Annotated in this window: 15 protein-coding genes; 8 read left to right on the top strand and 7 right to left on the bottom strand. The window is 67.5% G+C overall.

Features of this window, described 5'->3' with window-relative positions; all coding sequences use genetic code 11:
- The first annotated feature begins 20 nt into the window (after window positions 1-20).
- Both ACH2CY_RS15585 and ACH2CY_RS15590 read left to right on the top strand, forming a co-directional pair.
- Complete coding sequence (locus ACH2CY_RS15585) at window positions 21-542, top strand: PAS domain-containing protein (RefSeq protein WP_395020221.1); 522 nt, start codon at window positions 21-23, stop codon at window positions 540-542.
- Window positions 543-627: 85 nt separating this feature from the next.
- Window positions 628-1,272, top strand: a complete 645-nt coding sequence (locus ACH2CY_RS15590) for a DsbA family oxidoreductase (RefSeq protein WP_395020222.1) — start codon at window positions 628-630, stop codon at window positions 1,270-1,272.
- Here ACH2CY_RS15590 and mfd read toward each other — a convergent pair.
- Together mfd and ACH2CY_RS15600 are read right to left on the bottom strand one after the other, a co-directional pair.
- Window positions 1,269-4,751, bottom strand: coding sequence for a transcription-repair coupling factor (gene mfd / locus ACH2CY_RS15595; protein ID WP_395020223.1), 3,483 nt, complete (start codon window positions 4,749-4,751; stop codon window positions 1,269-1,271). The two genes, ACH2CY_RS15590 and mfd, sit on opposite strands and share 4 nt — an antisense overlap.
- Window positions 4,732-5,022 carry a succinate dehydrogenase assembly factor 2 gene (locus tag ACH2CY_RS15600; RefSeq protein WP_395020224.1) on the bottom strand — a complete coding sequence of 97 codons (291 nt, stop codon included), beginning with the start codon at window positions 5,020-5,022 and terminating at the stop codon, window positions 4,732-4,734. The genes mfd and ACH2CY_RS15600 overlap by 20 nt, the downstream gene beginning before the upstream one ends.
- A 46-nt stretch (window positions 5,023-5,068) precedes the next feature.
- Between ACH2CY_RS15600 and recG the strand changes: the two genes are divergently transcribed.
- Window positions 5,069-7,159, top strand: coding sequence for an ATP-dependent DNA helicase RecG (gene recG / locus ACH2CY_RS15605; RefSeq protein ID WP_395020225.1), 2,091 nt, complete (start codon window positions 5,069-5,071; stop codon window positions 7,157-7,159).
- Here the strand turns inward: recG and ACH2CY_RS15610 are convergent.
- A complete protein-coding gene (locus tag ACH2CY_RS15610; RefSeq protein ID WP_395020226.1) occupies window positions 7,111-7,833 on the bottom strand; it encodes a DUF502 domain-containing protein in 723 nt (240 codons plus the stop codon). The two genes, recG and ACH2CY_RS15610, sit on opposite strands and share 49 nt — an antisense overlap.
- 136 nt (window positions 7,834-7,969) lie before the next feature.
- Here ACH2CY_RS15610 and ACH2CY_RS15615 point away from each other — a divergent pair, with 136 nt between their 5' ends.
- Window positions 7,970-8,491, top strand: a complete 522-nt coding sequence (locus ACH2CY_RS15615) for a PAS domain-containing protein (RefSeq protein WP_395020227.1) — start codon at window positions 7,970-7,972, stop codon at window positions 8,489-8,491.
- An 18-nt stretch (window positions 8,492-8,509) separates the two neighbouring features.
- A complete protein-coding gene (locus ACH2CY_RS15620) occupies window positions 8,510-9,400 on the top strand; it encodes a tetratricopeptide repeat protein (RefSeq protein WP_395020228.1) in 891 nt (296 codons plus the stop codon).
- Window positions 9,401-9,406: 6 nt separating this feature from the next.
- On the opposite strand, the gene ACH2CY_RS15625 is transcribed toward ACH2CY_RS15620, so the two are convergent.
- Window positions 9,407-10,015, bottom strand: coding sequence for a CC0125/CC1285 family lipoprotein (locus ACH2CY_RS15625; protein ID WP_395020229.1), 609 nt, complete (start codon window positions 10,013-10,015; stop codon window positions 9,407-9,409).
- Window positions 10,016-10,087: 72 nt separating this feature from the next.
- On the bottom strand, window positions 10,088-11,314 hold the full coding sequence (locus ACH2CY_RS15630; protein WP_395020230.1) for a D-alanyl-D-alanine carboxypeptidase family protein: 1,227 nt from the start codon (window positions 11,312-11,314) through the stop codon (window positions 10,088-10,090).
- A 78-nt stretch (window positions 11,315-11,392) separates the two neighbouring features.
- On the opposite strand from ACH2CY_RS15630, the gene ACH2CY_RS15635 reads away from it, so the two are divergent.
- The 3 genes from ACH2CY_RS15635 (at window position 11,393) to ACH2CY_RS15645 (ending at window position 16,462) form a co-directional block, all read left to right on the top strand.
- The gene (locus ACH2CY_RS15635) at window positions 11,393-14,353 is read left to right on the top strand and encodes a hypothetical protein (RefSeq protein WP_395020231.1); all 2,961 of its coding nucleotides are present in this window, start codon (window positions 11,393-11,395) and stop codon (window positions 14,351-14,353) included.
- Between the two features lie 100 nt (window positions 14,354-14,453).
- Window positions 14,454-15,860 carry an aminotransferase gene (locus tag ACH2CY_RS15640; RefSeq protein WP_395020232.1) on the top strand — a complete coding sequence of 469 codons (1,407 nt, stop codon included), beginning with the start codon at window positions 14,454-14,456 and terminating at the stop codon, window positions 15,858-15,860.
- A gap of 26 nt (window positions 15,861-15,886) precedes the next feature.
- Entirely contained in the window at window positions 15,887-16,462 is a 576-nt protein-coding gene (locus ACH2CY_RS15645) for a biotin transporter BioY (protein WP_395020233.1), read from the top strand.
- A 54-nt stretch (window positions 16,463-16,516) separates the two neighbouring features.
- Here the strand turns inward: ACH2CY_RS15645 and pbpC are convergent, their stop codons facing one another.
- Together pbpC and ACH2CY_RS15655 are read right to left on the bottom strand one after the other, a co-directional pair.
- Window positions 16,517-18,592: a penicillin-binding protein 1C gene (gene pbpC / locus ACH2CY_RS15650; RefSeq protein ID WP_395020234.1), complete on the bottom strand. Its 2,076-nt coding sequence runs from the start codon at window positions 18,590-18,592 to the stop codon at window positions 16,517-16,519.
- Complete coding sequence (locus ACH2CY_RS15655; RefSeq protein WP_395020235.1) at window positions 18,589-23,817, bottom strand: MG2 domain-containing protein; 5,229 nt, start codon at window positions 23,815-23,817, stop codon at window positions 18,589-18,591. The genes pbpC and ACH2CY_RS15655 overlap by 4 nt, the downstream gene beginning before the upstream one ends.
- Window positions 23,818-23,846 lie beyond the last annotated feature (29 nt).

Consider the following 23,846-nt stretch of genomic DNA (forward strand, 5'->3'; position numbering starts at 1 on the left):
TCGGCAGCGGGGAGAAGTGCATGTCCGACAGCTTCGAGACCTTCGACCCTGCGTCCGGCCTGCCGCCGATGCGTTCCGGCCGTTGCGCCGCCTTCATGGCATACTGGAATGGGCTGCGCGGCGCGCGGCCTTTTCCCAGCCGCGACGAGATCGATCCGGGTGCCATCAAGAAACTCCTGCCGCATGTCATGCTGACCGCGATCGAATACGACCCGTTCCGCGTCTTCTATCGCCTGGTCGGGACCGAGATCGTGCGCTTCGCCAAGTTCGACTTCACCAACTGCTATGCGGATTCGCTGCAGTTCCAGGACACCGAAGGGGCCGACTGGGCGCAGTTCTATCGCACCGTGGTCGAGGCGCGCCGGCCCGGCCTCGGCCTCTCGCATTGGACCGTCGCCGGCGACCTGCAGCGCTGGATCGAGTTTGTCATCTGCCCGCTCTCGAGCGACGGCAGGGTGATCGACCGCTGTATCGCCGTGGAGGATTACGAACACTTGAACATCGTCGAGATCGATACCCTGCCGCCGGTCTCGACCCAATAGGCCGATTTCCATCTTGCCGAGCCCCGATTTCCGCCTTGCGGAGCATTGGGGGCCCGGCGCAGAATCCCGACCAGGAACCCACGGCATGCATCTGGAAATCTTCTCCGACACGATCTGCCCCTGGTGCTACATCGGCAAGCGCCGGCTGGAACGCGCCCTGAAGGCGCGGCCGATGCCCGGGCTCTCGGTGCGCTGGCGGGCCTTCCAGCTCAACCCCGGCATGCCGAACGGCGGGATGGACCGCCAGCAATACCTCGCCGCGAAATTCGGCAGCGCCGAGCGCGCCAGCCGGCTCTATGACACGGTGACCAGGGTCGGCGCCGAGGAAGGCATCCGCTTTCGCTTCGAGCGCATCAGCCGCACGCCCAACACAATGCGCTCGCACCGCCTGCTGGCGCTGGGCGGCCAGCACGGCATCCAGAGCGCCCTGCTCGACCGGTTGTTCGCCGCCTATTTCACCGAAGGCCGCGACACCGGCTCGGCCGAGACCCTGCTCGAGATCGGCCTCGCCGCCGGCCTGCCCAAGCCCGAGATCGAAGCCGCCCTCGCTGAAGACAGCCCGATCGGCACCACCTTGGCGGAGGATTTCCTCGCCAGGCGTCAGGGCATCAACGGCGTCCCCTACTTCGTCTTCAACGGCCGCTTCGGCTTGTCGGGCGCCCAGGAGCCGGAGGCGCTCTACCACATGTTCGACCTGGCGCGCGAAGACGACGCGCTGGTCCGGGTCTAAGCCGCCAGCGCCGCCAGGTTCTTCACCAGCTTCTCGACACCGTTGACCCGGGCCTTGGGTTCCGGCCAGTCCTGCTTGCAGACCAGGCGCTGGTCCGGGCGGATGCTGAACAACCGCGCGTGCTTGGTGATGAAGCCGACCAGCTTCTCAGGCTGCGCGAAGCGGTTCTGCCGGAACTGCAGCACGGCGCCCTTCGGTCCCGCTTCCACCTTCTCGACGCCCGCGCGCCGGCAGAGCCGCTTGATCGCCACGATGCCGAGCAGGTTCTCGACCTCGACCGGCAAGGGGCCGAAGCGATCGATGAGCTCGGCCGCGAAGGCTTCCGCCTCCTCGTCGCTCTCCAGCACCGCGATGCGGCGATAGAGTCCCAGCCGCACCGAGAGATCGGTGACGTAATTCTCCGGGATCAGCACCGAGGTGCCGATGTTGATCTGCGGCTGCCAGTCGCGCTGTGCCGCCTGGCGATCGCCGCGGGCCTCGCGCACCGCCTCTTCCAGCAGTTGCTGATAGAGCTCGACGCCGACCTCGCGCACGTGTCCCGACTGCTCGTCGCCCAGCAGGTTGCCGGCGCCGCGGATGTCGAGATCGTGGCTGGCCAGGCTGAAACCCGCGCCCAGCTGGTCGAGCGTCTGCATCACTTCCAAGCGCCGGTCGGCATCGGCGGTCAGCGCCTTGCCCGGCGGCGTGGTGAGATAGCAGTAGCCGCGCAGCTTGGCGCGGCCGATCCGGCCCCGAAGCTGGTAGAGCTGCGCCAGGCCGAACATGTCGGCGCGGTGCATGATCATGGTGTTGGCGTTCGGAATGTCGAGGCCGCTCTCGATGATGTTGGTCGAGAGCAGCATGTCGTATTGCCGATCGTAGAAAGCGGTCATCGCCGTCTCGAGCTGGGTCGGCGACATTCTGCCGTGGGCGATGACCAGCTTGATCTCCGGCACCAGCTTGCGGATCCGCTCGGCCAGGGCGTCCAGGTCCTCGACCCGCGGGCAGACATAGAAGACCTGGCCGCCGCGGAACTGCTCGCGCAGGATCGCCTCGCGCACGATCACCGGATCGTAGGGCAGCACGAAGGTGCGGATCGCCAGCCGGTCGACCGGCGCCGTGGTGATCAGGCTCATCTCGCGGATGCCGGTCAAGGCGAGTTGGAGCGTGCGCGGGATCGGGGTCGCGGTCAGGGTCAGCACATGGATGTCGCCGCGCATTTCCTTGAGACGCTCTTTCTGCGTCACGCCGAAATGCTGCTCCTCGTCGACGATCACCAGGCCGAGATCCGAGAACTCGATCGATTTCGCCAGCACCGCATGGGTACCGATCACGATATCGACCTTGCCCTCTTTCAGCGCCGCCTTGGTCTCGTTCGCGTCCTTGGTGCTGACCAGGCGGGAGAGCTGCCGGACCTGGACCGGGAAGCCCTTGAAGCGCTCGGTGAAGTTCCGGAAATGCTGGCGGCAGAGCAATGTGGTCGGCGTCACGATCGCGACCTGACGCCCGCCCATCGCCACGGTGAAGGCGGCGCGCAAGGCGACCTCGGTCTTGCCGAAGCCGACGTCGCCGCAGACCAGCCGGTCCATCGGCTTGCCCGAGGCGAGATCCATCAAGACCTCGTCGATCGCTTTCAGCTGGTCCTCGGTCTCGGCATAGGGGAAGCGGGCACAGAACTCATCGTAGAGTCCTTCCGGCCGCTGCATCGGCTCGGTCTCGCGGATCGCGCGCTGGGCGGCGATCTTCATCAGCTGCTGCGCGATGTCCTTGATCCGCTGCTTGACCCGCGCCTTGCGGTTCTGCCAGGCGGCCGAGCCCAGCTTGTCGAGCGCGACGATCGCATCCTCGCCGCCGTAGCGGGAGATGACTTCGATATTCTCGACCGGCACGAACAGCTTGTCGTTGCCTTCGTAGATCAGGCGCAGGCAGTCATGCGGCGCGCCGCCGACATCCAGGGTCTCCAGCCCCTCGTAGCGCCCGACGCCATGGTCGTTGTGCACGACGTAGTCGCCGGCATGGAAGTTGGAGAGCTCGGCCAGGAAGGTCTCGCTCTTCTTCTTTCGGCTGATGGCCCGCGTCATGCGGTCGCCGAGGATGTCCTGCTCGGTCACGACCAGCAGGTCATCGGTCGAGAAGCCGGTCGGCTGGTTCAGCACCGCGCGGGCGACGACACTGGGTTCGAGCTTGGCCAGATCATCCGCATGCTCGACCGGCTGCGGGCTGGGCAGGCCGTGATCCTTGAGCAGCCCGGAGAGTCGCTCGATGGCGCCGTTGCTGCTGGCGGTCAGCAGCACGCGCCGCCCGCCGGCGAGCTCCGGCCGCAGCTTCTGCGCCACCGCGTCGTAGAGATTGATGTCCGGATTGGTCCGCGCCTCGGCGAAGCTGAGGCCCGCCCGGCCGCCGGCATCGACCCAACCGGCGCTTTCCGGATGGCGATGATGGTTGAAGCCCAGCACCGGCCGGCCCTTCTGCATCTGGTGCCAGCCGTTTTCCGCGAGGTAGAGCCGCGCCGGTTCCAGCGGCCGATAGGGCGCCGCCCCGCTCTCCTTCTCCGCGCGCTGCAGATCGGTGCGGGCCTGGTAGAAGTCGGCGATCATCTCCAGCCGCGCGGTCTTGGCCTCCTCGAACTGGTGGTCGAGGGTGAGCACGGCATCCGGCAGATAGGCGGTCAGCGGCACCAGCTCGGCGAGGAACAGCGGCAGCCAGTGCTCCATGCCGGGATATTGCCGGCCGGCGCTGATCGCCTCGTAGAGCGGGTCGTCGCTGACATTGCCGAAGGTGTTGCGGTAGTTGGTGCGGAAGCGCTCGATCGCCGCCGGGTTGAGCGTCACCTCGTTGACCGGCTTCAGCACGAAGCGCTCGAGCTTCTCCTGGCTGCGCTGGGAAAGCGCATCGAACAGCCGGAGCTCCTCGATCTCGTCGCCGAAGAAGTCCACCCGCAGCGGGCTGGGCGCTCCCGGCGGATAGAGGTCGACGATGCCGCCGCGGACCGCGAACTCGCCCGGCTCGCCGACCGTGCCGGAGCGGAGATAGCCGTTGCCCAGCAGGTATTCGATCAGCTGCTGCTGGCTCAAGGTCTGGCCGCGCCGCAATTCCTGCGCCGCCGCGGCGAAGGTGCCCGGCGCCGGCACCCGCTGCAGGATCGCCGCGACCGTCGTCACCACGATCGGTTTGCGGGAGTCTTCCGGCAGATGCGCGAGGTCGGTCAGCGCATCGACCCGGCGGGCCAGGATGTCGCGGTGGGGTGAAACCCGGTCATAGGGCAGGCAATCCCAGGCCGGAAACGCCACCACGCGCTGCTTGGGGGCGAAGAATTCCAGGGCGTCGGCCAGGCGCTGCAGCCGCACATCGTCGACGGCGACATGCAGCACGCCGCCGGGATGCGCCTCGGCCAAGGCGGCGATCAGCTGGGCGTCGCGGCCTTCCGGAACGCCCCCCACCTTCAAAGGAGTGGCGTTGAGGCGGCCGGAATCCGGCAATTCAAAGGGCAGTTTTTTCACGGTTGGTGAAGTCGAGGAGAAGTCCAGTGACAGGGTTTTGCAGCCGGGCCGGCAGGGGCACGCGCCCGACGAGCCAGTCGTATATATCGGGGTCCGGCTCCCCCAGCAACACGGCGAATTGCTGCAGCGCCGCCATGTGGAATTGGCTGAGATGGGCCTCGGCAAACCGCCCCAGGATCAGGTCGAGTTCCTTCACCCCGCGGTGCTTGCTCTGGAACAGCAGCCGCCGGCGCAGGCCTGCCTCATCCGCTGAAATCTGGTCTCCGGTCATGGTTTCGTTATACCTTGCCCACCCTTGGAAGCCACCGGAGAAGCCCTTGCGGCCGCAGATTCTGTTTCCCCTGTTCGCCGCGGTGACCAGTCTCCCGGGAATCGGCCCGCGATTCGGGAAACTGCTGGAGAAGCTCTGCGGCCCTCATGTGGTCTCGCTGCTCTGGCACCTGCCGACCAGCCTGGTGGACCGCAGCGCCGAGCCGGACCTCGAGCACGCGGTCGAGGGCAGCATCATCACCGCCGTGGTGAAGCCGCTGGCGCACATCCCGCCCAACAACCCACGCCAGCCCTACCGCGTCTCCTGCGTCAACGACACTGGCGATCTCGACCTGGTCTTCTTCAAGGCCCAGGCCGACTACCTGAAGAAGATCCTTCCCGTCGGCGAACTGCGTGTGGTCAGCGGCCGGATCGACCGCTACGGACGCACGCCCAACATGGTGCATCCGGACTACATCCTCCCGGTCAGCCGCCGCGACGAGATTCCGCGCTTCGAGCCGGTCTATCCGATGACCGCCGGCCTGCCCGGCAAGGTCTTGGTGAAGGCCGTGCGCGCGGCCTTGGAGGACTTGCCCGATCCGGCCGAATGGGCCGACGCGCATCTGGTCAAGCGCCATGGCTGGCCGGACTGGGACGACGCCGTGCGCGCCGTCCACAACCCCAAGACCCACGGCGACCTCGATCCCGCGACCCCGGCCCGCGCCCGCCTCGCCTATGACGAGTTGCTGGCGAACCAGCTCGCCCTTGCGCTGACCCGCCAGCACAACCGCCGCCTCCCCGGCCGTCCCAGCACCGGCAACGGCAAGCTGCGCGACAAGGTGCTGAAGGCCCTGCCCTATCGCCTGACCGGATCGCAGACCATGGCGGTGGCGGAGATCGAAGGCGACATGGCGGGCTCCCATAGGATGCTCCGCTTGCTGCAGGGCGATGTCGGCAGCGGCAAGACCGTGGTCGCGCTCATGGCGATGCTGGTCGCGGTCGAGGCCGGCGGCCAGGCGGCACTGCTCGCCCCGACCGATATTCTCGCGCGGCAGCATCTCGCCACCTTGCGCCCGCTCTGCGCTGCCGCGGGCATCAACGTCGTGCTCCTGACCGGCCGCGAGAAGGGCAAGAGCCGCGACGCCATCCTGAAAGACCTCGCCGACGGCGCGCTGAAGCTGATCGTCGGGACCCATGCGCTGGTGCAGTCCGACATCGCCTTCGCCGATCTGCGCCTCGCGGTGATCGACGAGCAGCATCGCTTCGGGGTGCAGCAGCGCATCGCGCTCGCGGAAAAGGGCAAGGGCGTCGATCTCCTGGTCATGACCGCGACGCCGATCCCCCGCACCTTGATGCTGACCGCTTACGGCGACATCGATGTCTCGCGCCTGACCGAAAAGCCGATCGGCCGCCAGCCGATCGACACCCGCGTGCTGCCCGTCGAGCGCCAGGAGGAGATCATCCCCGCCTTGAAACGCGCCATCGCCGGCGGTGCGCGCGTCTACTGGATCTGCCCGCTGGTCGAGGAATCCGAAGACATCGAGAAATCCGATCTCGCCGCGGCCACGGCCCGCCATCGCGCGCTCTCGGAGATCTTCGGCAAGCGCGTCGGCCTCGCCCACGGCAAGCAGAAGGCCCAGGACCGCGACCAGGCGATGGCCGATTTCGCCGCCGGCCGAATCGACATCCTGGTCGCAACCATCGTGGTCGAAGTCGGCGTCGACGTGCCGGAAGCGACGGTCATGGTGATCGAGCATGCCGAACGCTTCGGCCTCGCGCAGCTGCATCAGCTGCGCGGCCGGGTCGGCCGCGGCGAGGGCAAGTCGAGTTGCCTCTTGCTCTATCAGGGCCCGCTCACCGAGACCGCGAAGTCGCGGCTGCAGATCATGCGCGATACCGATGACGGCTTCCGCATAGCTGAGGAGGACCTGAAGCTGCGCGGCGGCGGCGAGGTGCTCGGCACCCGCCAGAGCGGCCTGCCGGACTTCCGGCTGGTCGATCTCGCCGCGCATGGCGACTTGATCCCGGTCGCCCGCGACGACGCCAAGCTCGCGCTCGAGCAGGACCCCGAGCTGGTCGGCGATCGCGGCCGCGCGCTCCGCGTCCTGCTCTACTTGTTTGAGCGGGATTCCGTGGTGAGGACGTTGCGCTCCGGCTGATCCGCTTCCACCTGCGGCACCGGCGGCAGGACCAGCCCCAGCGAGATCACCAGCTTGATCCCGTCTTCTACCGACATGTTGAGGATATGCACCTCATGCCGCGGGATGAACATGAGAAAGCCCGAGGTCGGGTTCGGCGTGGTCGGCACGAAGACGTTGACCATCTCCTCGCCGGTCAGCGCCTCGAACTCCTTCGCCGTGGTGCCGGTGATGAAGCCGACCGTCCAGCTGCCCTTGCGCGGGTACTCGACCAGGGCGCATTCGCGAAAGGCCTGAGCCCGGTTGGCGAGCGCGGTCTCGGTCACCTGCTTGATCAGGTTGTAGATGGTGCGCACGATCGGCAGGCGGTTGACCACCGCCTCCAGCAGCTGCCGCATCAACCGCCCGAGCAGTCCGGCGGTGATCGCCCCGATCAGCGTGATCCCGACCAGCGCGATGATGAGACCGATGCCCGGTATGCTGAACGGCAGGTAGGTCTCCGGGTTGTATTCCGGGGGCAGCAGCGAGAACACGCCTTCATCGACCCAGGTGATGAAGCGCCAGGCGATATAGAGCGTCAGGCAGACCGGCGCGGTCGCCAGGATGCCGGCCAGGAAGTAGTTGCGCAGCCGAGCGCCGAAGCCCATCCGCGGACCGCCGGGCCGACGTGGATCATGCGCGAAGACCTTGCCCATTCCATCTCCTGAACCCGGCCCGACTCCGGCGCGCGAATCCGAGCCACACAGCGGCCCGGTCATGAAACATCACTGGTCATTCCGGCGCAACTTAGCCAATAATTCCTGTCTAAGCTTCGCGGCAGGCGCGTCGGGGATGGCAGAGCACGAGTGGATGGAAGGCGTGGTCTGCTTCGTGGACCGCGCCGAGATCAAGTCCGGCATGATCGCCGCGGTCCAGGCCAAGTGGAACGCGGTGCGCGGGACGCGCGAGTTTCTGACCCGCCGCGACATCGATCCGATCGAGTTCCAGGCCTGGCTCCCCTATCTCTCCCTGGTGGAGATCCACGCCGGCGAGGCCGGCGCGGCGCCCCGCATCCGCTACCGTCTGGTCGGCACCGAGGTGGCGCGCTTCGCGAGCCATGACTTCAGCAACACCTGGCTGGACGAGACCGGGTGGGATCCAAAGATCATCGCGGTCAATCTGGCGCTCTACCGGCGGGTCTGGGAGACGCGGCAGCCGGTGTTCGGCCTCTCCCTGGTCGATTGGGACAAGCGCCAAAAATACAGTTTCGAATGGGGGTTGTTTCCGCTATCTGAGGACGGTCATGACATCAACGGTTGCCTCAGCGTGGACGACTTCACCGGCATTGCCGGGCGGACCCACATGCTGCGCTGAGCGCGCGAAAGGATAAGTATGCGTCTGATTCTCGCGGCCTTCTCCGCCGCGGCTCTGCTGCTCGGTGCGCAGGCGGTCTACGCCCAGGACGACGACAGCGATCCCGGCACCGACGCCTTCAACCAGGGCGATTACGGCGCGGCGTTCCAGGCCTGGGAGGCCAAGGCTAACCAGGGCGATCCCGATGCCATGACCAAGATCGCCCAGCTCTACGAGATCGGCTATGGCACCAAGCGCGACTTCGCCAAGGCGGCCGAATGGTACGAAAAGGCGGCCCAGCTCGGCTTCGTCGTCGCCCAGCACAATCTCGCCAACCTCTACTATGACGGCCGGGGCGTCTCGCGCGACAAGAAGCAGGCGGCGCGCTGGTACACCGCCGCCGCCCAGGGCGGCCATGCCAAGTCGCAATACTATCTCGCGCAGATGTATTTCGACGGCGACGGCATCGACGCGAACAAGGAGAACGGCTTCGCCTGGCTGCAGAAGGCCTCGGATCAAGGCATGCCGGAAGCGCAGTACGAACTTGGCCGCCGGCTGGTTTTCGGCGACGACATTGCGGCCGATCCGACCAAAGGCGCCGAGCTGGTCCTGAAGTCCGCCGAGCAGCGCTACGTCAAGGCGCAGATCCTGATCGCCGACTTCTACTGGAAAGGCCGCGGCGTCGCCAAGAACCAGATCGAGGCCTATGTCTGGGCGGCGCAAGCGAAGGACGCCGCCAAGGGCCGCGACGTGAAGCGCGCCAACGATCTCTACGAGGACGTCAAGTCCGGCATGAACGGCGACCAGATCAAGGCCGCCGAGATCGAGCTCATGGCGGTCAGCCCGAAGAAGAAAAAGAAGAACGGCAGCGACGACGAAGATGGCGGCAGCAGCGGCAACGACGAAACCGATACCGGCACGACCGACTGATCCGGTCTAGTACACCGCGCCGGCCCGGGTCGCCTGCAGCTTCGCCAGCGTGTCCGCGGTCGACAACACGTCCTCAGCCTTCGGATCGTACTCGGGGTAGAACGTCACCGTCAGCGTGATCTCGGCGCGGGCGGTGGCGCTGCGCACCTGCTGCTGGGTGTAGGGAAACGGACCGCCGTAGCCGCCGTACAGGAACGCTCGGTGTCGACGGCCGGGCCAGAATGGATCGTCGTAGGGATCCCAGAACGGGTCGTAGAACGGGCTGGGGCGATAGTAGGTGCGCCGCTGCACCTCGATGTCGCTGTTGCGCCGCTCGTTGTCGATCTTGAAGGCCGCCTGCCCGCGCTCCTGCGCGATCTGCGCCGCGCGCCACAGCGCGAGGTCGTGGGCCTTGTCGAGCTCCATCTTGGTGCGGACATCCTCACGCGGATTTGACACGTCAACCAGCACCGCGTCGCCACGATAGGTCACTTCCACCCGATCGGGCCCGAGATCCTTCGAGGAATATCCGAAATCGCCGCTGGTCCCCAGTGCGACCATGGCGGGCCGCGGCGGCGCCGGCGCGGCGCAAGCAGCCAGGGAAATCAGCAGGACTGCGGTCAGAACGCGCAGCATGGTTCAGGTCCCGATGCTCACCACTGGATAGTTAGGCATTCGGCTGGCCCGGCGCCAGTGTGACCTTCGGCCCTATCGCCAGAGCGCCTTGGGGTCGTTGAGCACCACCGGGTTGAGGGCGAGGCAATACTGGCCGCGATGCCAGACCATGCGGCAGGTCTTCCCCGCATCATCCCCGCTCAACCCCACCAGCAAGGCCGCATACTTCTTCGACCCTTCGACTTGGCGCAGCACGATGGTAGGCCGGCCTTTGAGGTCGCCCTTCATCCTCTGCTTCATGTCGGCGATGGTCTGCTGGGCCTTTTTCTGGTCCGGGAAGGCGCCGAAAATGATGCCCCAGCCCGGGAGCCGGCTCGGCGTCGCATTGCCGTCGCTGTCGACCGAATCCGTCGCGGCGCATTCCGAGCCGTTGAGCACGACCGGCGGCGTGCCGGTATCCAGCGCCGCCGGGATCATCGCGATATTGGAGAAGGTGGACGGCACCGTTTCGCCGCCGGCGAAGCCGCTGTCGAGCAGCTTCTTGATCTTCGCGGCGCGGTCATTGCGATCATGGGCGCCGAGCAGCACCGCCACCAGCCGGCGATCGTCGCGCAGCGCCGAGCCGATCACGTTGTAGCCGGAGCCGCAGGTGAAGCCGGTCTTCATGCCGTCCGCACCTGGATAGCCGGTGAGCAGCGCGTTGACCGTCGGCAAGGTGCGGCTCCCGACCGTCGCCTGGCGATCGCCGAACAGAGCATAGCGGTCGGGGAAATCATGGATCACATGCAGCGCCAGCACCGCCATGTCGCGCGCGGTGGTGATCTGTCCGTCATTGGGCAGGCCGGTCGCGTTCTGGTAGCGGGTGCCGATCATGCCGAGCTTCTGCGCGGCGGCATTCATGCGGCCGACGAAGCCGGACTCGCTGCCGCCGACCTGCTCGGCCAGGGCCACCGCCGCGTCATTCGCCGAGGTGACCAGCATCGCCGAAAGCGCCTGCTTCACGGTCAGTTTCTGGCCCTTTTTCAGCCCGAACTTGGTGGGCGGCTGGCCGGCGGCTTCGGCGGACACGGTGATTTGCGTATCCATCGACAGCCGGCCCGCCTTGACCTCGTCGAACACGACGAAGGCGGTCATCAATTTCGTTAAGGAAGCCGGATACCAGGCCGCGTTGGCCCGGTTGGCGACCAGAATCTGGCCGGTCTCGGCATCGACCACCAGGCCGGCCGGCTTGGTCCCGTCAGCTTGTGCACAGGTGACCGGCGTTCCTAGCCCCGCCGTCCCGCAAACTGCGAGAACAAATGCAAGAATCGCTTTGCGCATAGGCCCTTCGGTGGTCAAATCCCCGCCAGGAATACTAAGAGTTCGTCGCAGGGAAGTCTTATGGGTTCGGGGAGAAACTTGCGCAAGCTGGTGTGCGCGTCGGCATTATTGCTGACCGCCATGGTCGGGGCAATCCGACTCGGCATTGCGCCTGCTGAGGCCGACTACCAACAGGGTGTGGACGCCTATCAGGCGGGCGACTACCGCGGTGCCTACGAGGCCTGGCAACCCCTGGCCCAGGAAGGCGACGCCACCGCCCAGAACGCATTGGGCGCCCTTTACGACCACGGACTCGGCGTTCCCCAGGACGATGTGAAGGCGGCCTATTGGTACGAAAAGGCCGCCAAGCAGGATTTCCCGCTGGCGATGCGCAATCTCGGCACGCTCTATGCCAACGGCAACGGCGTGCCGCGCGACGACGACCAGGCCCGCTTCTGGCTGCAGAAGGCCGCCGATGCCGGCGACGCGCAGGCGGCCAAGCGTCTCGAAGCCCTCACCCGCGCGGTACCTCCGGCGCCGGCCGCTTCCGGATCCGCCACGAGTTTTCCCTCAGAGACGCCGGCGCAATCCGCGGTCCAGCCGCAACAGCCGGAAACGCCGCAACCGAGTGCGACCGCCGATGCGGGTGCAGCATCGACCGAGGCCGGCGCACCGCCGCCCTCCGGCGTGTTCGAGGCGGCGCCTGAAGTTCCGCCCGCGGTCACAACCGCACCGACGACCGACAGCGCGCCGGTTTCAGCCGAAGCGACGACCACTGAAACGCCGCTCGCGGAGCCATCGGCTTCGACCGCAGAGCCGACGCCGACGCCGACGCCGGAGGTTGCCGCTGTGGCGCCGGCCCCGACACCGGTGGTCGCGACCAATGAAAGCGGCCTGCCGAAATCGACCGCGGCGCAGCCGGAATCCAACAAGAGCAAGAAGGCGACGCCGACGCCGGCTCCCGCCGAGATGACGGCGACAGCGACGCCTGCGCCGGCCATAGCGAGTTCAGATCCGATGACGCCGGCCTCGTCGACCACCGAGGCGATGACGACCAAGACCGAGCCGCTGCAACTCGCACCCGCCCCGGAGCCATCGGCAGAGCCCAGCACCGCGGCGACCACGCCACCAGCGGCCGAAGCAATGGTCGCGGAATCCGCGCCGCCCGCAATGGAGACGACACCGCCGGCAGCTGAAGCGACGACGCTGCCCGCGACCACGACGCCCGCCTCGACCACACCGGCGGCGAGCACCGAAGTCGCCGCGACCGAGCCACAGCCGGAAGCCGAGACCTTGCCGGCGACGACCGAGCCCGCTGCGGCGACCGAAGCCACGCCGGCGCCGACAACCGAGCCCGCGAGCACCGAGGCGACGGCCACAGCCGAACCCATGGCGCCCGCGACACTGCCGGTGCAGACGGCTGCCGTCGTCGCGCCCCCGCCGCCCCCGCTGCCGAACTGGCTGCTGGGCGAGTGGCAGGGCCCGACCCAGGGCTGTCCGCCGGGCGGCGGCGTCAGCTTCGAAGAGGCCAAGGCGGTGGTCTATTCCCAGGGCAAGGTCGAGTCGACCTTCCCGGTCGCCTACCGCGTCGAACCCGGCAGCGTGACGGTGTCGACGGTCGGTCCCGATGGCATCACCCAGGACTTCGTCTATCAGAAGACCGGCGCGAACAGCATGATCATCGTCCAGATTCCGCCGACCACGTCGCGCGCGGTTCTGGGCGTCGCGCACCGCCGCTGCGGCGTGGCGAAGGCCCAAGAGGCGCAGATGATGGCGCCCGCCGCCGTCTATCCTGGATTGACGCCGGATGTCAGCGACAACCAGCCGACGCCCAAGCAGTCGGCGGAGAGCTATGCCGAAGCCGCGGCGATCGCCGGCGCGCCGTCCGCTGCGGTCACCGAACTGCCGAAGACCACCAAGCCCGCTGCGGTGCCAGAGGTTGAGCCTGCGGTTGAGCCAGAGGTCGCCCCTGCGGTCGAGCCGACACCGGAGCCTGAAGCGGCGGCGCCTGCGACCACCGAGCCGATCATTCCCGAACTGAAGCCCGAAGAATCCGCTCCCGCGCAAACCGCCGAGGCTACGGCCCCGGAAGCAACCCCGGCACCGGAACCCGCGCCGACGCCTGAAACCGCCACCGCCGAAGCGCCGGCGGCCGATGCTTCGGAGACACTGTCTGACGTTCCGCCGGAAGTAACCACGCCGGAAGCGACCACGGCGGAAGCACCCACCGAGCCGGCGCTGCCCAAGTCAACCACACCGGCCAGCGTCGAAGACAAAGCGAAGAAGGCTGAAGAAGAGAAAGCCGCCGCCGAAGCTGCTGCCGCTGCGGCGACGCCCGAGCCCGTCCCGACGCCGGAACCCGAAGCTGCACCGGAGCCCGAGAGCACGCCCGAACCGGCACCCGCGACCACGACCGCCGAACCTGCGGTTCCAGAGCCCGCGCCCACCGAAACCGCAACCGCCGAACCGACGACCCCGGAGCCCGCGACCGCCGAGGCGACCACGGAACCGACCGTCACCGAGCCGACTGCGACCGAGCCGACGACACCGGCGCCGACCCAGGAAGCCGCGGTCACACCGCCCTCCCCGGCGCTCGCGGCGACGCAGCAGGAACTCGCCGAAGAAGCCTTGGCATCCGGCGATGTCGAGAAGGCGCTCTCGATCTGGGAGCCGCTGGCGAAATCCGGTGACACCGGTGTCGCGGTCAACGTCGCCGGCATGTACGAGTTCGGCAGCAAGCCGATGCAGCAGGACTACGGCAAGGCCGCCGAGTGGTACGCGATGGCGGCCGAGCAAGGCGATCCTTATGCGCAGTACAAGCTGGGCCGCGCTTATACCCGCGGCACCGGTGTCACCCGCGATGTCGTGCAGGCTTACAAGTGGCTCACCATCGCCATGCAGTCGCTTTCAAACGCCAAGGAAGGCAAGACCGGCAAGGCCAGCCGCCTGGAGATCGAAACCGGCCTCAACGACATCGTAGGCGCGATGTCCCAGGAGGAAGTCACCAAGGCCTCGCAGATGGTGAAGCAGTACAACGAGCAGCACCACATCACGGAGTGAGGCTCGACAGCGTGATGGGGCGGCTGCTAGCTTCGCTCTGAAGCAGCGCGCGCGGACGCAGCCGCGCCCCTTCCAATCGCATCCACGCCGCAGGCCGATCATGGACACGCACAACTTCGGTTTCGATTTCAACGCGCTCGCCGAGAAAGACCGCGATCACATGATCCATCCCTGGGTCGATCTCGGTCTCACCAAGACGCGCGAGCCGCTGATCGTGGTCGAGGGCGAAGGCGCCACGGTGACCGACGCCAAGGGCCATCGCATGATCGACGGCATCGGCGGCATGTGGTGCGTGAACGTAGGCTACGGCCGCAACGAGATCGCCGAGGCGATCGCCGAGCAGGCGCGCCGGCTCTGCTATTTCTCGCCCTTCGGCATCATCGCGACACCGCCTTCGATCGAGTTCGCGGCGCGCCTCGCGGAATACGCACCCGGCGACCTGAAGCATGTCTTCTTCACCACCGGCGGCTCGACGGCCGTCGATTCCGCGTTGCGCTTCGTCTCCTTCCGCAACAACTTCCTGGGCAAGCCAAAGAAGAAGCACATCATCACCCGCGAGTTCGCCTATCACGGCAGCTCGCTGCTCTCGGCCTCGGTCTCCGGCAAGCCGGCCGACCGCGGCAACATGGACCTGATCACCGACATCATCCACCACCTGCCGGTGCCCAATCCCTATCGTCGCCCGGAAGGCATGACGCTCGAGCAGTTCTGCGACGAGAAGGTCGCCGATCTCGAGAAGAAGATCCTCGAGCTCGGGCCGGAGAATGTCGCCTGCTTCATCGCCGAGCCGCTGCTCGCATCCGGCGGCGTGATCGTGCCGCCGCCCGGCTACCAGAAGCGGACCTGGGAGATCTGCCGCAAGTATGACGTGCTCTACATCTCCGATGAAGTCGTCACCGGCTTCGGCCGCCTCGGCCATGTCTTCGCCTCCAAGCCGGTCTTCGACATCGAGCCCGACATCATCACCTGCGCCAAGGGTCTCACTTCCGGCTACGTGCCGCTGGGCGCGATGCTGGTTTCCGATCGGCTGTTTGCGGAACTGACCGAGACCGCGGGCAAGGGCCAGTTCTTCGCCAACGGCTATACCTATTCGGCGCATCCGGTGGCCTGTGCCGCGGGGCTCGCCAATCTCGACATCATCGAGCGCGAGGACATCTGCGGCCGGGTGCGCGAGAACGGCCCCTATTTCCAGAAGCGGATGGCGGAACTCCTCGAGCTCGACATCGTCGGCGATGTGCGCGGCAGCCATTTCATGGTCTGCGTCGAAACCACCGCCGACAAGCAGCAGAAGCTGGCGCCGCCGGTGCAATGGGACGTCGCCTGGCGCATCTTCGAGAAGTGCCGCCCGAAGGGCCTGATGGTGCGCCCGTTGAGCCACCTGATCATTCTTTCGCCGCCCCTGGTGATCACCCGGGCCCAGATCGACGAGACCGTCGAGGTCCTGAAACAGGGCATCAAGGAAGTCTTCGACGACTTGACTCGCGAAGGATTACGGACAAAGGCTTGAGCCATCTTTCTTATGGAGAAGAACCTATGAGCATCGAGAACCCCGTCGCCCCCGGCCAGGCCTATGTGCCGCTGCGTCTCGCCGGCCGTCCGCTGGCCCTGAAGGCCCTCGTGCTCGCGCTCGGCATCGCCTTCCTGACCGCATCCTCCTGGGTGCAGGTCCCGATGTGGCCGGTGCCGATGACCATGCAGACCTTCGCCGTCCTGATGGTCGGCGCGCTCTGCGGCTGGCGCCTCGGCGTCGCGACGGTGGTCGCCTGGCTGGCCCTCGCCGTGCAGTTCCCGCTGCTCTCGGAGTTCAAGACCCTGCCGATGGTCGCGACGACTTCCGGCTATCTCGCCGCCTTCGTGATCATGGCCGGCTTCGTTGGATACATGGCTGAACGCGGCTACACCGCCCGGCCGGTCCCGGCCTTCCTGGTGCTGCTGGTCGCCGAGGTGATCTGCTTTGCCCTCGGTGTCGGCTATCTCGGCGCGGTGATCGGCTATGACAAGGCCGTGCAATACGGCCTGATGCCGTTCCTGTTCGGCGACTTCGTGAAGCTGCTGCTCGCGGTGGCCCTGCTCACCGGTCTGCGCCGGATGCTGCCGCAGCAGATCTGACGGTACGCGTCGGCTGAGACAAAGCCCCGCCGGATCTCGGATCCGGCGGGGTTTCTATTTCAGCCAGACCTCGGCGCTGGCGCTGCGGCCCAATCCATCGATCACCGTAACCCGGGCCGCGCCCTTGCCATCCGGATCCCATTCCGCCTGCCGCCGGAACGGCGGTGACTCGATCGGCTTGCCGTTGACCAGCCAGCGCAGCGGCAAGGCCCCGCCCCGTGCCGTCAGCACCAGGCTGCTGCTGGAGAGATCCAGGGTCGCGCCATCGACCGGGCTCTGGATCGCCGGGCCGGCCAGAGTCTGCGGCGATGCCCCGCTCTCCGCGCCCGGCTGCGGATCGAAGCGGCGCAGATTGACCGGCAGGTCGTTGGTGCTGCCGATGAGGGCGCCCGCCGGCGGCACCGAGGCCGCACTCTCGCCATGCGGCAGCTGGTCGAAGACCTGGAACAGGATCGGCGCCGCCGCCTCGCGGCCCATGCGCCCGGCCGAGAAGGCACCGTCCGGCCGCCCGACCCAGACGCCGACCGTATAGCGCGCGTTGACCCCGACCGCCCAGGCATCGCGGAAGCCGTAGGAGGTGCCGGTCTTGTAGGCGACCGTGCTGGCGTTGCGGCGGTTGGTGGCGGCGAGCCAGCGCTCGGGCGGCGGTGTCTCGTCCAGGATCCGGGTCACATACCAGGCGGCGAGCGGCGACATCAGTTGATGCCCCTCGCCGATCTTCTCATCGGCGCGATAGAGCAGCGGCCGTGCGATCCCGCCCTCGGCCAAGGCGGCGTAGAGCGTCACCATCCGCTCCAGGCTGGTGCCGACGCCGCCGAGCGCGATCGGCAGACCCGGCTGCGCATGCTTGTCGGGCAGGATCAGCGCAGCGCCGGCATCGCGCAGCCGCTGCGCGAAGCGCGCCGGCCCGACCCGGTCCAGCAAGGCGACTGCCGGCAGGTTGAGCGACAGCTGCAAGGCTTCCCGCGCCGTCACCTCGCCGCGATAGAGATGGTCGAAGTTCGACGGCGCGTAGTCGCCGAAGCGCATCGGCACATCCTTCACCACGGTCTCGGGATGCACGATCAGATCCTCGAAGGCCATGCCGTAGATGAAGGGCTTCAGCGCCGAGCCCGGTGAGCGGATCGCATCGACCATGTCGTTCTGCCCGAAGCGCCGGTCGTCGAAGAAATCCGCCGAGCCGAGATAGGCGACCACCCGCCGCTCGGCATTGTCGACCACCAGCGCGGCGACACCCGCACCCGGCTCCAGGGTCGCCTGCACCCGCGCCGTCATCACCTCGATCCGGCGCTGCAGGTCGGCATCGATGTTGGTCTTGATCATGAGATCGCCGGGCGACTGCAGCCGCAGCCGCAAGGCGAGATGCGGCGCCTCGTTCAGCGCCGGCAATCGCCTGCTCGGCGCGGGCTCGGCAAGGGCGCTGCTATAGATCGCCTCGTCGAGCACGCCGGCGGCCAGCATCCGCGCCAGCACCTTGTCCCGCGCCGCCTTGGCGGCTGCCGGGAAGCGATCGGGCCGCAAGGTCTCCGGCGACTGCGGCAAGGCGACCAGCAGCGCGGCCTGCGCCTCGGTCAGATGCGCCGGCTCCTTGCCGAAATAGGCCAGGCTCGCCGCCCGCACGCCTTCGAGATTGCCGCCATAGGGCGCCAAGGTCAGATAGATGCCCAGAATCTCCGGCTTGCCGAGCCGCGCCTCGAGCTGCACCGCGCGGCCCATCTCGATCAGCTTCGAGGCGAGGACCCGCGGCCGCGGCTCCAGCAGGCGCGCGGTCTGCATGCTGAGCGTGGAAGCGCCGGAGACGATCTCGCCCGCCGCGATCGCCTGCACCGCCGCGCGCGCCACGGCCAGGGGATCGACGCCGGGATGGAGATAGAAGCGCTGGTCCTCATAGGCGACCAGGAAGCGCAGGAACTTCGGATCGACCTCCTCGGGCTTGGCGGGGAAGCGCCAGGCCCCGCCTGCCGCGGAGAAGGCGCGCAGGATCTGCCCGTCCTGCGCCAGCACCATCACCGAGTGCGAACCCAGCCGCGCGAGATCGGGCGGATAGACCCGATCGAGCGCGAAGCCGCCGCAAAGCGCCGCGACCAGCAGCGCCGCCGCCGCGAGCGCGATGCGGCGGAGCCGTCTCATTGATACGCCGCCACGCTGGCCGTGCCCATCGGGCCGCGGGCGCGGAGTTCGGGTTTGTACATGTCCTCGAGCTCGACCGCCGGGGCCTTGTATTGGCCCGGCGTCACCGCCCGCAGCATATAGGCGAAGGTGAAGCCCTGCTGGTCCGGGCGGGTGTCGAAGGCGGCGATGAAGCGGTCGTCGCGGTACTCGACATAGCTGCTCTCGCCGAAAGTGCCGCCGGACAGCTCCGGCAGCCAGGCGAGATCGCCGGTGCGGCGGTTGTTGTTGAGCCGCTCGTTCTCGATCTCCAGGCCCGCCGGCAGCAGGTCGATCACCATCGCCCGGTGATTGGCCTGGTCGTTGAACTGGCCGGTGATTACCGCCACCACGATGTCGTTCTGCTTGAGCTTGGTGATATCGACCGGCTTGCCGTCGAGGGTGAAGAACTGCCGGTCGACCTCGGCGCCGTGCGACACCGCGGGCTGCGATTCAACGGGAACGCCGCTCGCCGTCGCGCGGAGATAGACCACCTGGTCGCCCTCGTTCTTGATCGCGACGTCCTGGTCGAGATCGCCGAGCCCCGCCTTCCAGAGATAGGGCGTGTCGCGATCGGCGCCCTGGCCGTTGCTCAACGCGACTTTCAGATGCGCCTGGTCCTTGGAAGTCGCATAAGCGGCGCGCAGGATCCAGGCCTGCTCCTGGGTGCTCAAGTAGCTCCGCGTGCTCATCTCGCTTGCGAGGCGGTCGAGCAGCGATGCGAGATCGGCGCCGGGCGCTTTCACCTCGACCATCAGGGCGATGATCGCGGCGCTGTCGCGCAGCCCCGAGCCATACCATTCGGAGCTGTAGTCCCAATAGCCGCGGAGCGCGCGCTCGGCATCGGTCTTGGCTTTTGCAAAGGCCTTGCCGGCGCGTTCCATGTCGCCGGTCATCGCCAAGGCGGCACCGATCTGCGCCGCCGCGATTGGGGTCGGCAGGCGATTGAGATAGGTGTCGTTGAAGTAGCGCAGATCGCTCAGGTTGGTCGCCTTGGCCTTGGCCAGCACGTAGAGCGCATAAGCGCGGGCGTTCAGGGTCTCCGGATCCTCCTGGTAATAACCGCCCATGATAAGCTGCAGGCCCTTGATGCCGTTGCGATAGCCGAGCTCCGAGACCTGATAGCCCTTCGCCTTGGCCTCGGTCAGGAAGTCCATCGCATAGGCCGAGAGCCAGCGGTCGGGCGTATCGGACGCGCTCCACAGGCCGAACTGGCCGTTGCTGCCCTCATGCTCCAGCGCGCGGTTGACCGCGTCCTGGATCCGCTCCTTGTCGCCGGCGACGCTCGCATCATCGACACCCCAGGTCGCCGCCAGCTCCTTCACATAAAGCAGCGGGAAGGCGATGCTGGTGGTTTGCTCCAGGCAGCCATAGGGGTAGTGCGAGAGATCCGAGAGCACGCGCGGCACGTCGAGATTGGGCCGCGCGCTCATGCTGGCCTGCAGCGCCGCCGTCTCCGGAAGGAACCGGGTCAGCGCGGACTTCGACAGGGTGAAGCTCTCGCCCGGCTGCAGCACCCGCGACAGGGTCTGCGACATCGGCGTCTGCGCCGGCCGTACCGGCACGGTGATGTCATGGCTCAGGTTGAAGCCGCCGGGGCCGGTGACGGTCATCGTGACCTTGCCGGTGCCGAGCGACTTGCCCAGCAGCGGGATCGCCTTCCGGACGGTATCGCCGAGCTTGAGCTCGGCGTCGAACACCGCGCCGTCGCCGAGCTGCACCGCATCGGTGGCCTCCAGCACGACGTGATAGCTGCCGGCGGCCGCATCCAGGTTCTGGATCGAGACCGAGAAGGCGCTCTGGTCGCCCGGGGCCAGGAAGCGCGGCGTCGAGCTCAGCACCACGACAGGATCGCGCACCACCAGCCCGGCCTCGGCGGAGCCGACATTGGCGCCGTCCCAGGCCACCGCCATCAGACGCAGGCGGCCGTTATAGTCGGGAATGTCGAACTTGATCGCCGCCTTGCCGGCATCGTCGAGCTTCACCAGGCCGGAGAACAGCGCGACCAGCTTCAGCTCCGGCGGCGCGCCGCGGTTGCCCAGGCCGTCCTCGTCGCCGCCTTCGCGAATCTCCCCGCGCTTGCCTTCCTTGCCGTCGATCAGCTGGCCGTAGAGATCGCGTATCTCGAGCCCGAGCCGCCGCTTGCCGAAGTAGTGATCGACCGGGTCCGGCGTCTCGAAATCGGTGAGCTGCAGAATGCCCTCATCGACCGCGGCGACGGTGAGATAGGCGGCGCCGCCCGAGAGGTTGGCGACACTGACCGGAATGCTGACGCTCTGCCGCGGCAGCACCTTGTCCGGCACGGTCATCGCGACCTCGAGCTGGCGCGGCTTCGGATCGATCGCCAGCCAGGCCGTGCCAATGGCGCGGCCCGGGCCATGTTGGTCGGCTTCACCGGGCCGGAACGCGCTGACCAGCACGTAAGCGCCGGCGCCCCAGGCGGCATCGACCTTCACCTTGATGCTGCTGCCGCCGGCCGGCACATCGACCAACCGGCTCTCCAGCACGCGGTCGGTCGCGATCGTCACCAGCGCCTGGCCGACGAAGGGCGCCTCCAGGCGTATCTCCGCCTGGTCGCCGACCTGGTAGAGCGGCTTGTCGGCGACGACCTGCATCCGATCGGGCGTGGTCGCGGTGCCGGGCTTTGCCCACCAGCCGGCATAGAAGCGTACCGAGCTCGCGGTGCCGCTGGCCGCGTCATAGACCTCGAGCCGGTAATGGCCCCAGTCGACATTGAGCGAGAGTTTGGCCGGCGCCGCGCCGGTGGCGTTCAGGTTGCCGTTGGCGACACTCTTGTCGCGCACCACCACGTCATAGTCCCAGGCGTTGTTGGCGTAGAACCACTGGTAGTCCCACTCCTCCTGGACGAAGCGATAGGCCAGCCCCGCGCGGTCGATCGGCTTGCCTTCGGCATCGACGGCGATCACCTCGAAATCGACCGAAGCACCCGAGGGCGCCTCATCACCCTCGAACACCGGCTTGATGCCGATGCTGTAGGGCCGGTTGCGGATCGCAATCTTCTGCGACTTGATCACCGGCCGGCCGCCGAACTCATAGACCTCGACCCGGAGGGTCGCGGCCAGGGGCTGCGCGGTATCCGGGAGATCGCCGAGCGACAGCGGCAGGGTCGCGGCGCCCTGAGCGTCGGTCTTGCTGTCGTCCAGCGGGTTGCGCGTCGGCTCCACGTCCTCGTCGGCGAGGCCGAAGCGATAGCCCTTCAGATCTGGGAAGGGATCGGCATCCCGGGCGATGGTGAGATCGGCCTTGACCGGCAGGTCGGCCGCCGGCGCGCCGTAGAGGAACTTCGCCTTCACGTCGACCGTGGCTTCGGTGTCCGGCGCAAGCGCGGTCACCGACGACTTCACCTCGGTCTCGATCCGGGCCGGCACCACGTCCTCGACCAGGAAGCTCATGTCGGCGATCGGCTCGCCTTCGGGATCGACATAGGCCTCGACGGTCCAGCTGCCGGTGCGGGCGGTCGCCGCGATCGGCAGATCGACCTGATAGCCGCCGCCTTCATCGCGCAGGTTGTCGAAACGCGTGCTCTCGACCCCGTCGGGGCGCAGCAGCTTCAGGGTGATCTTCTCGCCGGTGATCGCCTTGGCGCCCTGGTCGCGCAACAGGCCGGTGAGATGCACGGTTTCGCCCGGGCGGTAGACACCGCGGTCGCTGTAGAAGAAGAGATCGAAGTAGCCCGGCATCGATCGCCCGCCGACGCCGCGGTCGGAGAGATCGAAGCCGCCGCGGGTCAGATCGAGGAAGCTGAAATCGCCGTCCTTGCGGAAGGCCATGACCGCCGTCGCGGTCCGGCCGCCGGCGCCGCGCAGCAGGCCGGGATCGAACTTGGCGAGACCGGAGCGGTCGCTCATCGCGGTCGCCAACACCTCGTTGTTGCGGGCGATGAGGCGCAGCTCGACGCGGTTGAGCGGCGTGCCGTTCTCCAGCGAGTGCACGGAAACCGTCAGGCCGTCGCTGCCGGAGAAGGTGGTGAGGCCGAGATCCGACACGACCAGCCACTGGGTCGCGGAAGCCTGCCAGCGGAATTCCTCCTCCGCGCCGGGCGTGTAGGGCTGGGCCATCAGCACATAGACGCCGGGCTTGGTCTCCTTCACCACGTCCTGGATCGGGAAGGCGGTGACCACGCGCTTGTTGCGCTGGTTCTCGACCGTCATCGAGCCCTTCCAGATCAGCTCGCCGTCGCGCTCGGCCACATCCTCGGCGTCATAGCCCGAGAGCTCGATCAGGAAGTGCTGGTTGACGATCTGGTCGGTGAGCTTGCGGTCGTTGATGCGCATCAGGCGCAGCGCGACCTCCGTGGTGTTCACGGTGATCACCGGCACGCCGGTGCTGCCGACCTTCGGCAGGACATAGGCGCTCTCGCGGAAGCCGATGCTGGGCTCGCGGTCGCCGACGGTGAAGCTGAGCTCCTCGCCCTGGGCCAGGGCCTCGCCTTCGGCCGAGGGCAGGCCCGGCAGCAGCTTCACCCGGTAGTCGGTGCCATAGGCGAGGCCGGCCACGCAGAGTGTCACGCCGCCATCGGACAGTGCGAAGCTGGCATCGACCTGCGGCTCGAGCTTCACGTAGTCCTGGTAGTGGATCCGCTCCGGCTCCTGCAGCATCCCCTGGAATTCGATGCAGGCGCGCGGTGTCTCGCCGGCCATTTCCAGCCGGCTGTTCACCGGATGGAAAGCCAGTGAATTGCGGAGCTGATCCAGGCGCCCGCTGGCATCGGAATCCCAGGTGTCGCGCAGGCCCTGGGTATAGGCGACGATCGCCAGATCCACCCGGTTGGCCTTGTCCAGCAGCTGCCCGACCCGGAGCAGCGCCTTGCCGCGCTGCTCGCCATAGGCCGACTGCGCACCGAGAAAGGCGGCGCTGGCGGCATCGTCCAGGGCGCCCGCCTTCTCCTCCAGCTCCGAGAGCTTCCACCACAGGGCGCCACTCTCGCGACCCAGGCCGATCGCCTGCTTCAGCTTGGCGGCGGCCTCGCCGAAGCGCCCGGCTTGCTCCGCTTCGGCGGACTGGGCGGTGCTGGTGTCGATCAGCTGGGGATCGAGGCCGGCGGCGGACTGGATGATCCCGTCGCGATAGGCCTGGGCGCTCTTTTCAATCTCGGCGAGATCGGCGGCGGAAGCGCCCAGGCCAAAAGCCATCGCGCCGGACATCAGGACGATGGCGGCGAGCAGGACGCGCTGGAGGCATTTCATGGAAGTCGAACCCCGGGTGCTTATATGCG

Origin of the sequence: Dongia sp., from assembly GCF_041905885.1 — a bacterium.
In the GTDB taxonomy this organism is placed as follows: Bacteria; Pseudomonadota; Alphaproteobacteria; order Dongiales; family Dongiaceae; genus Dongia.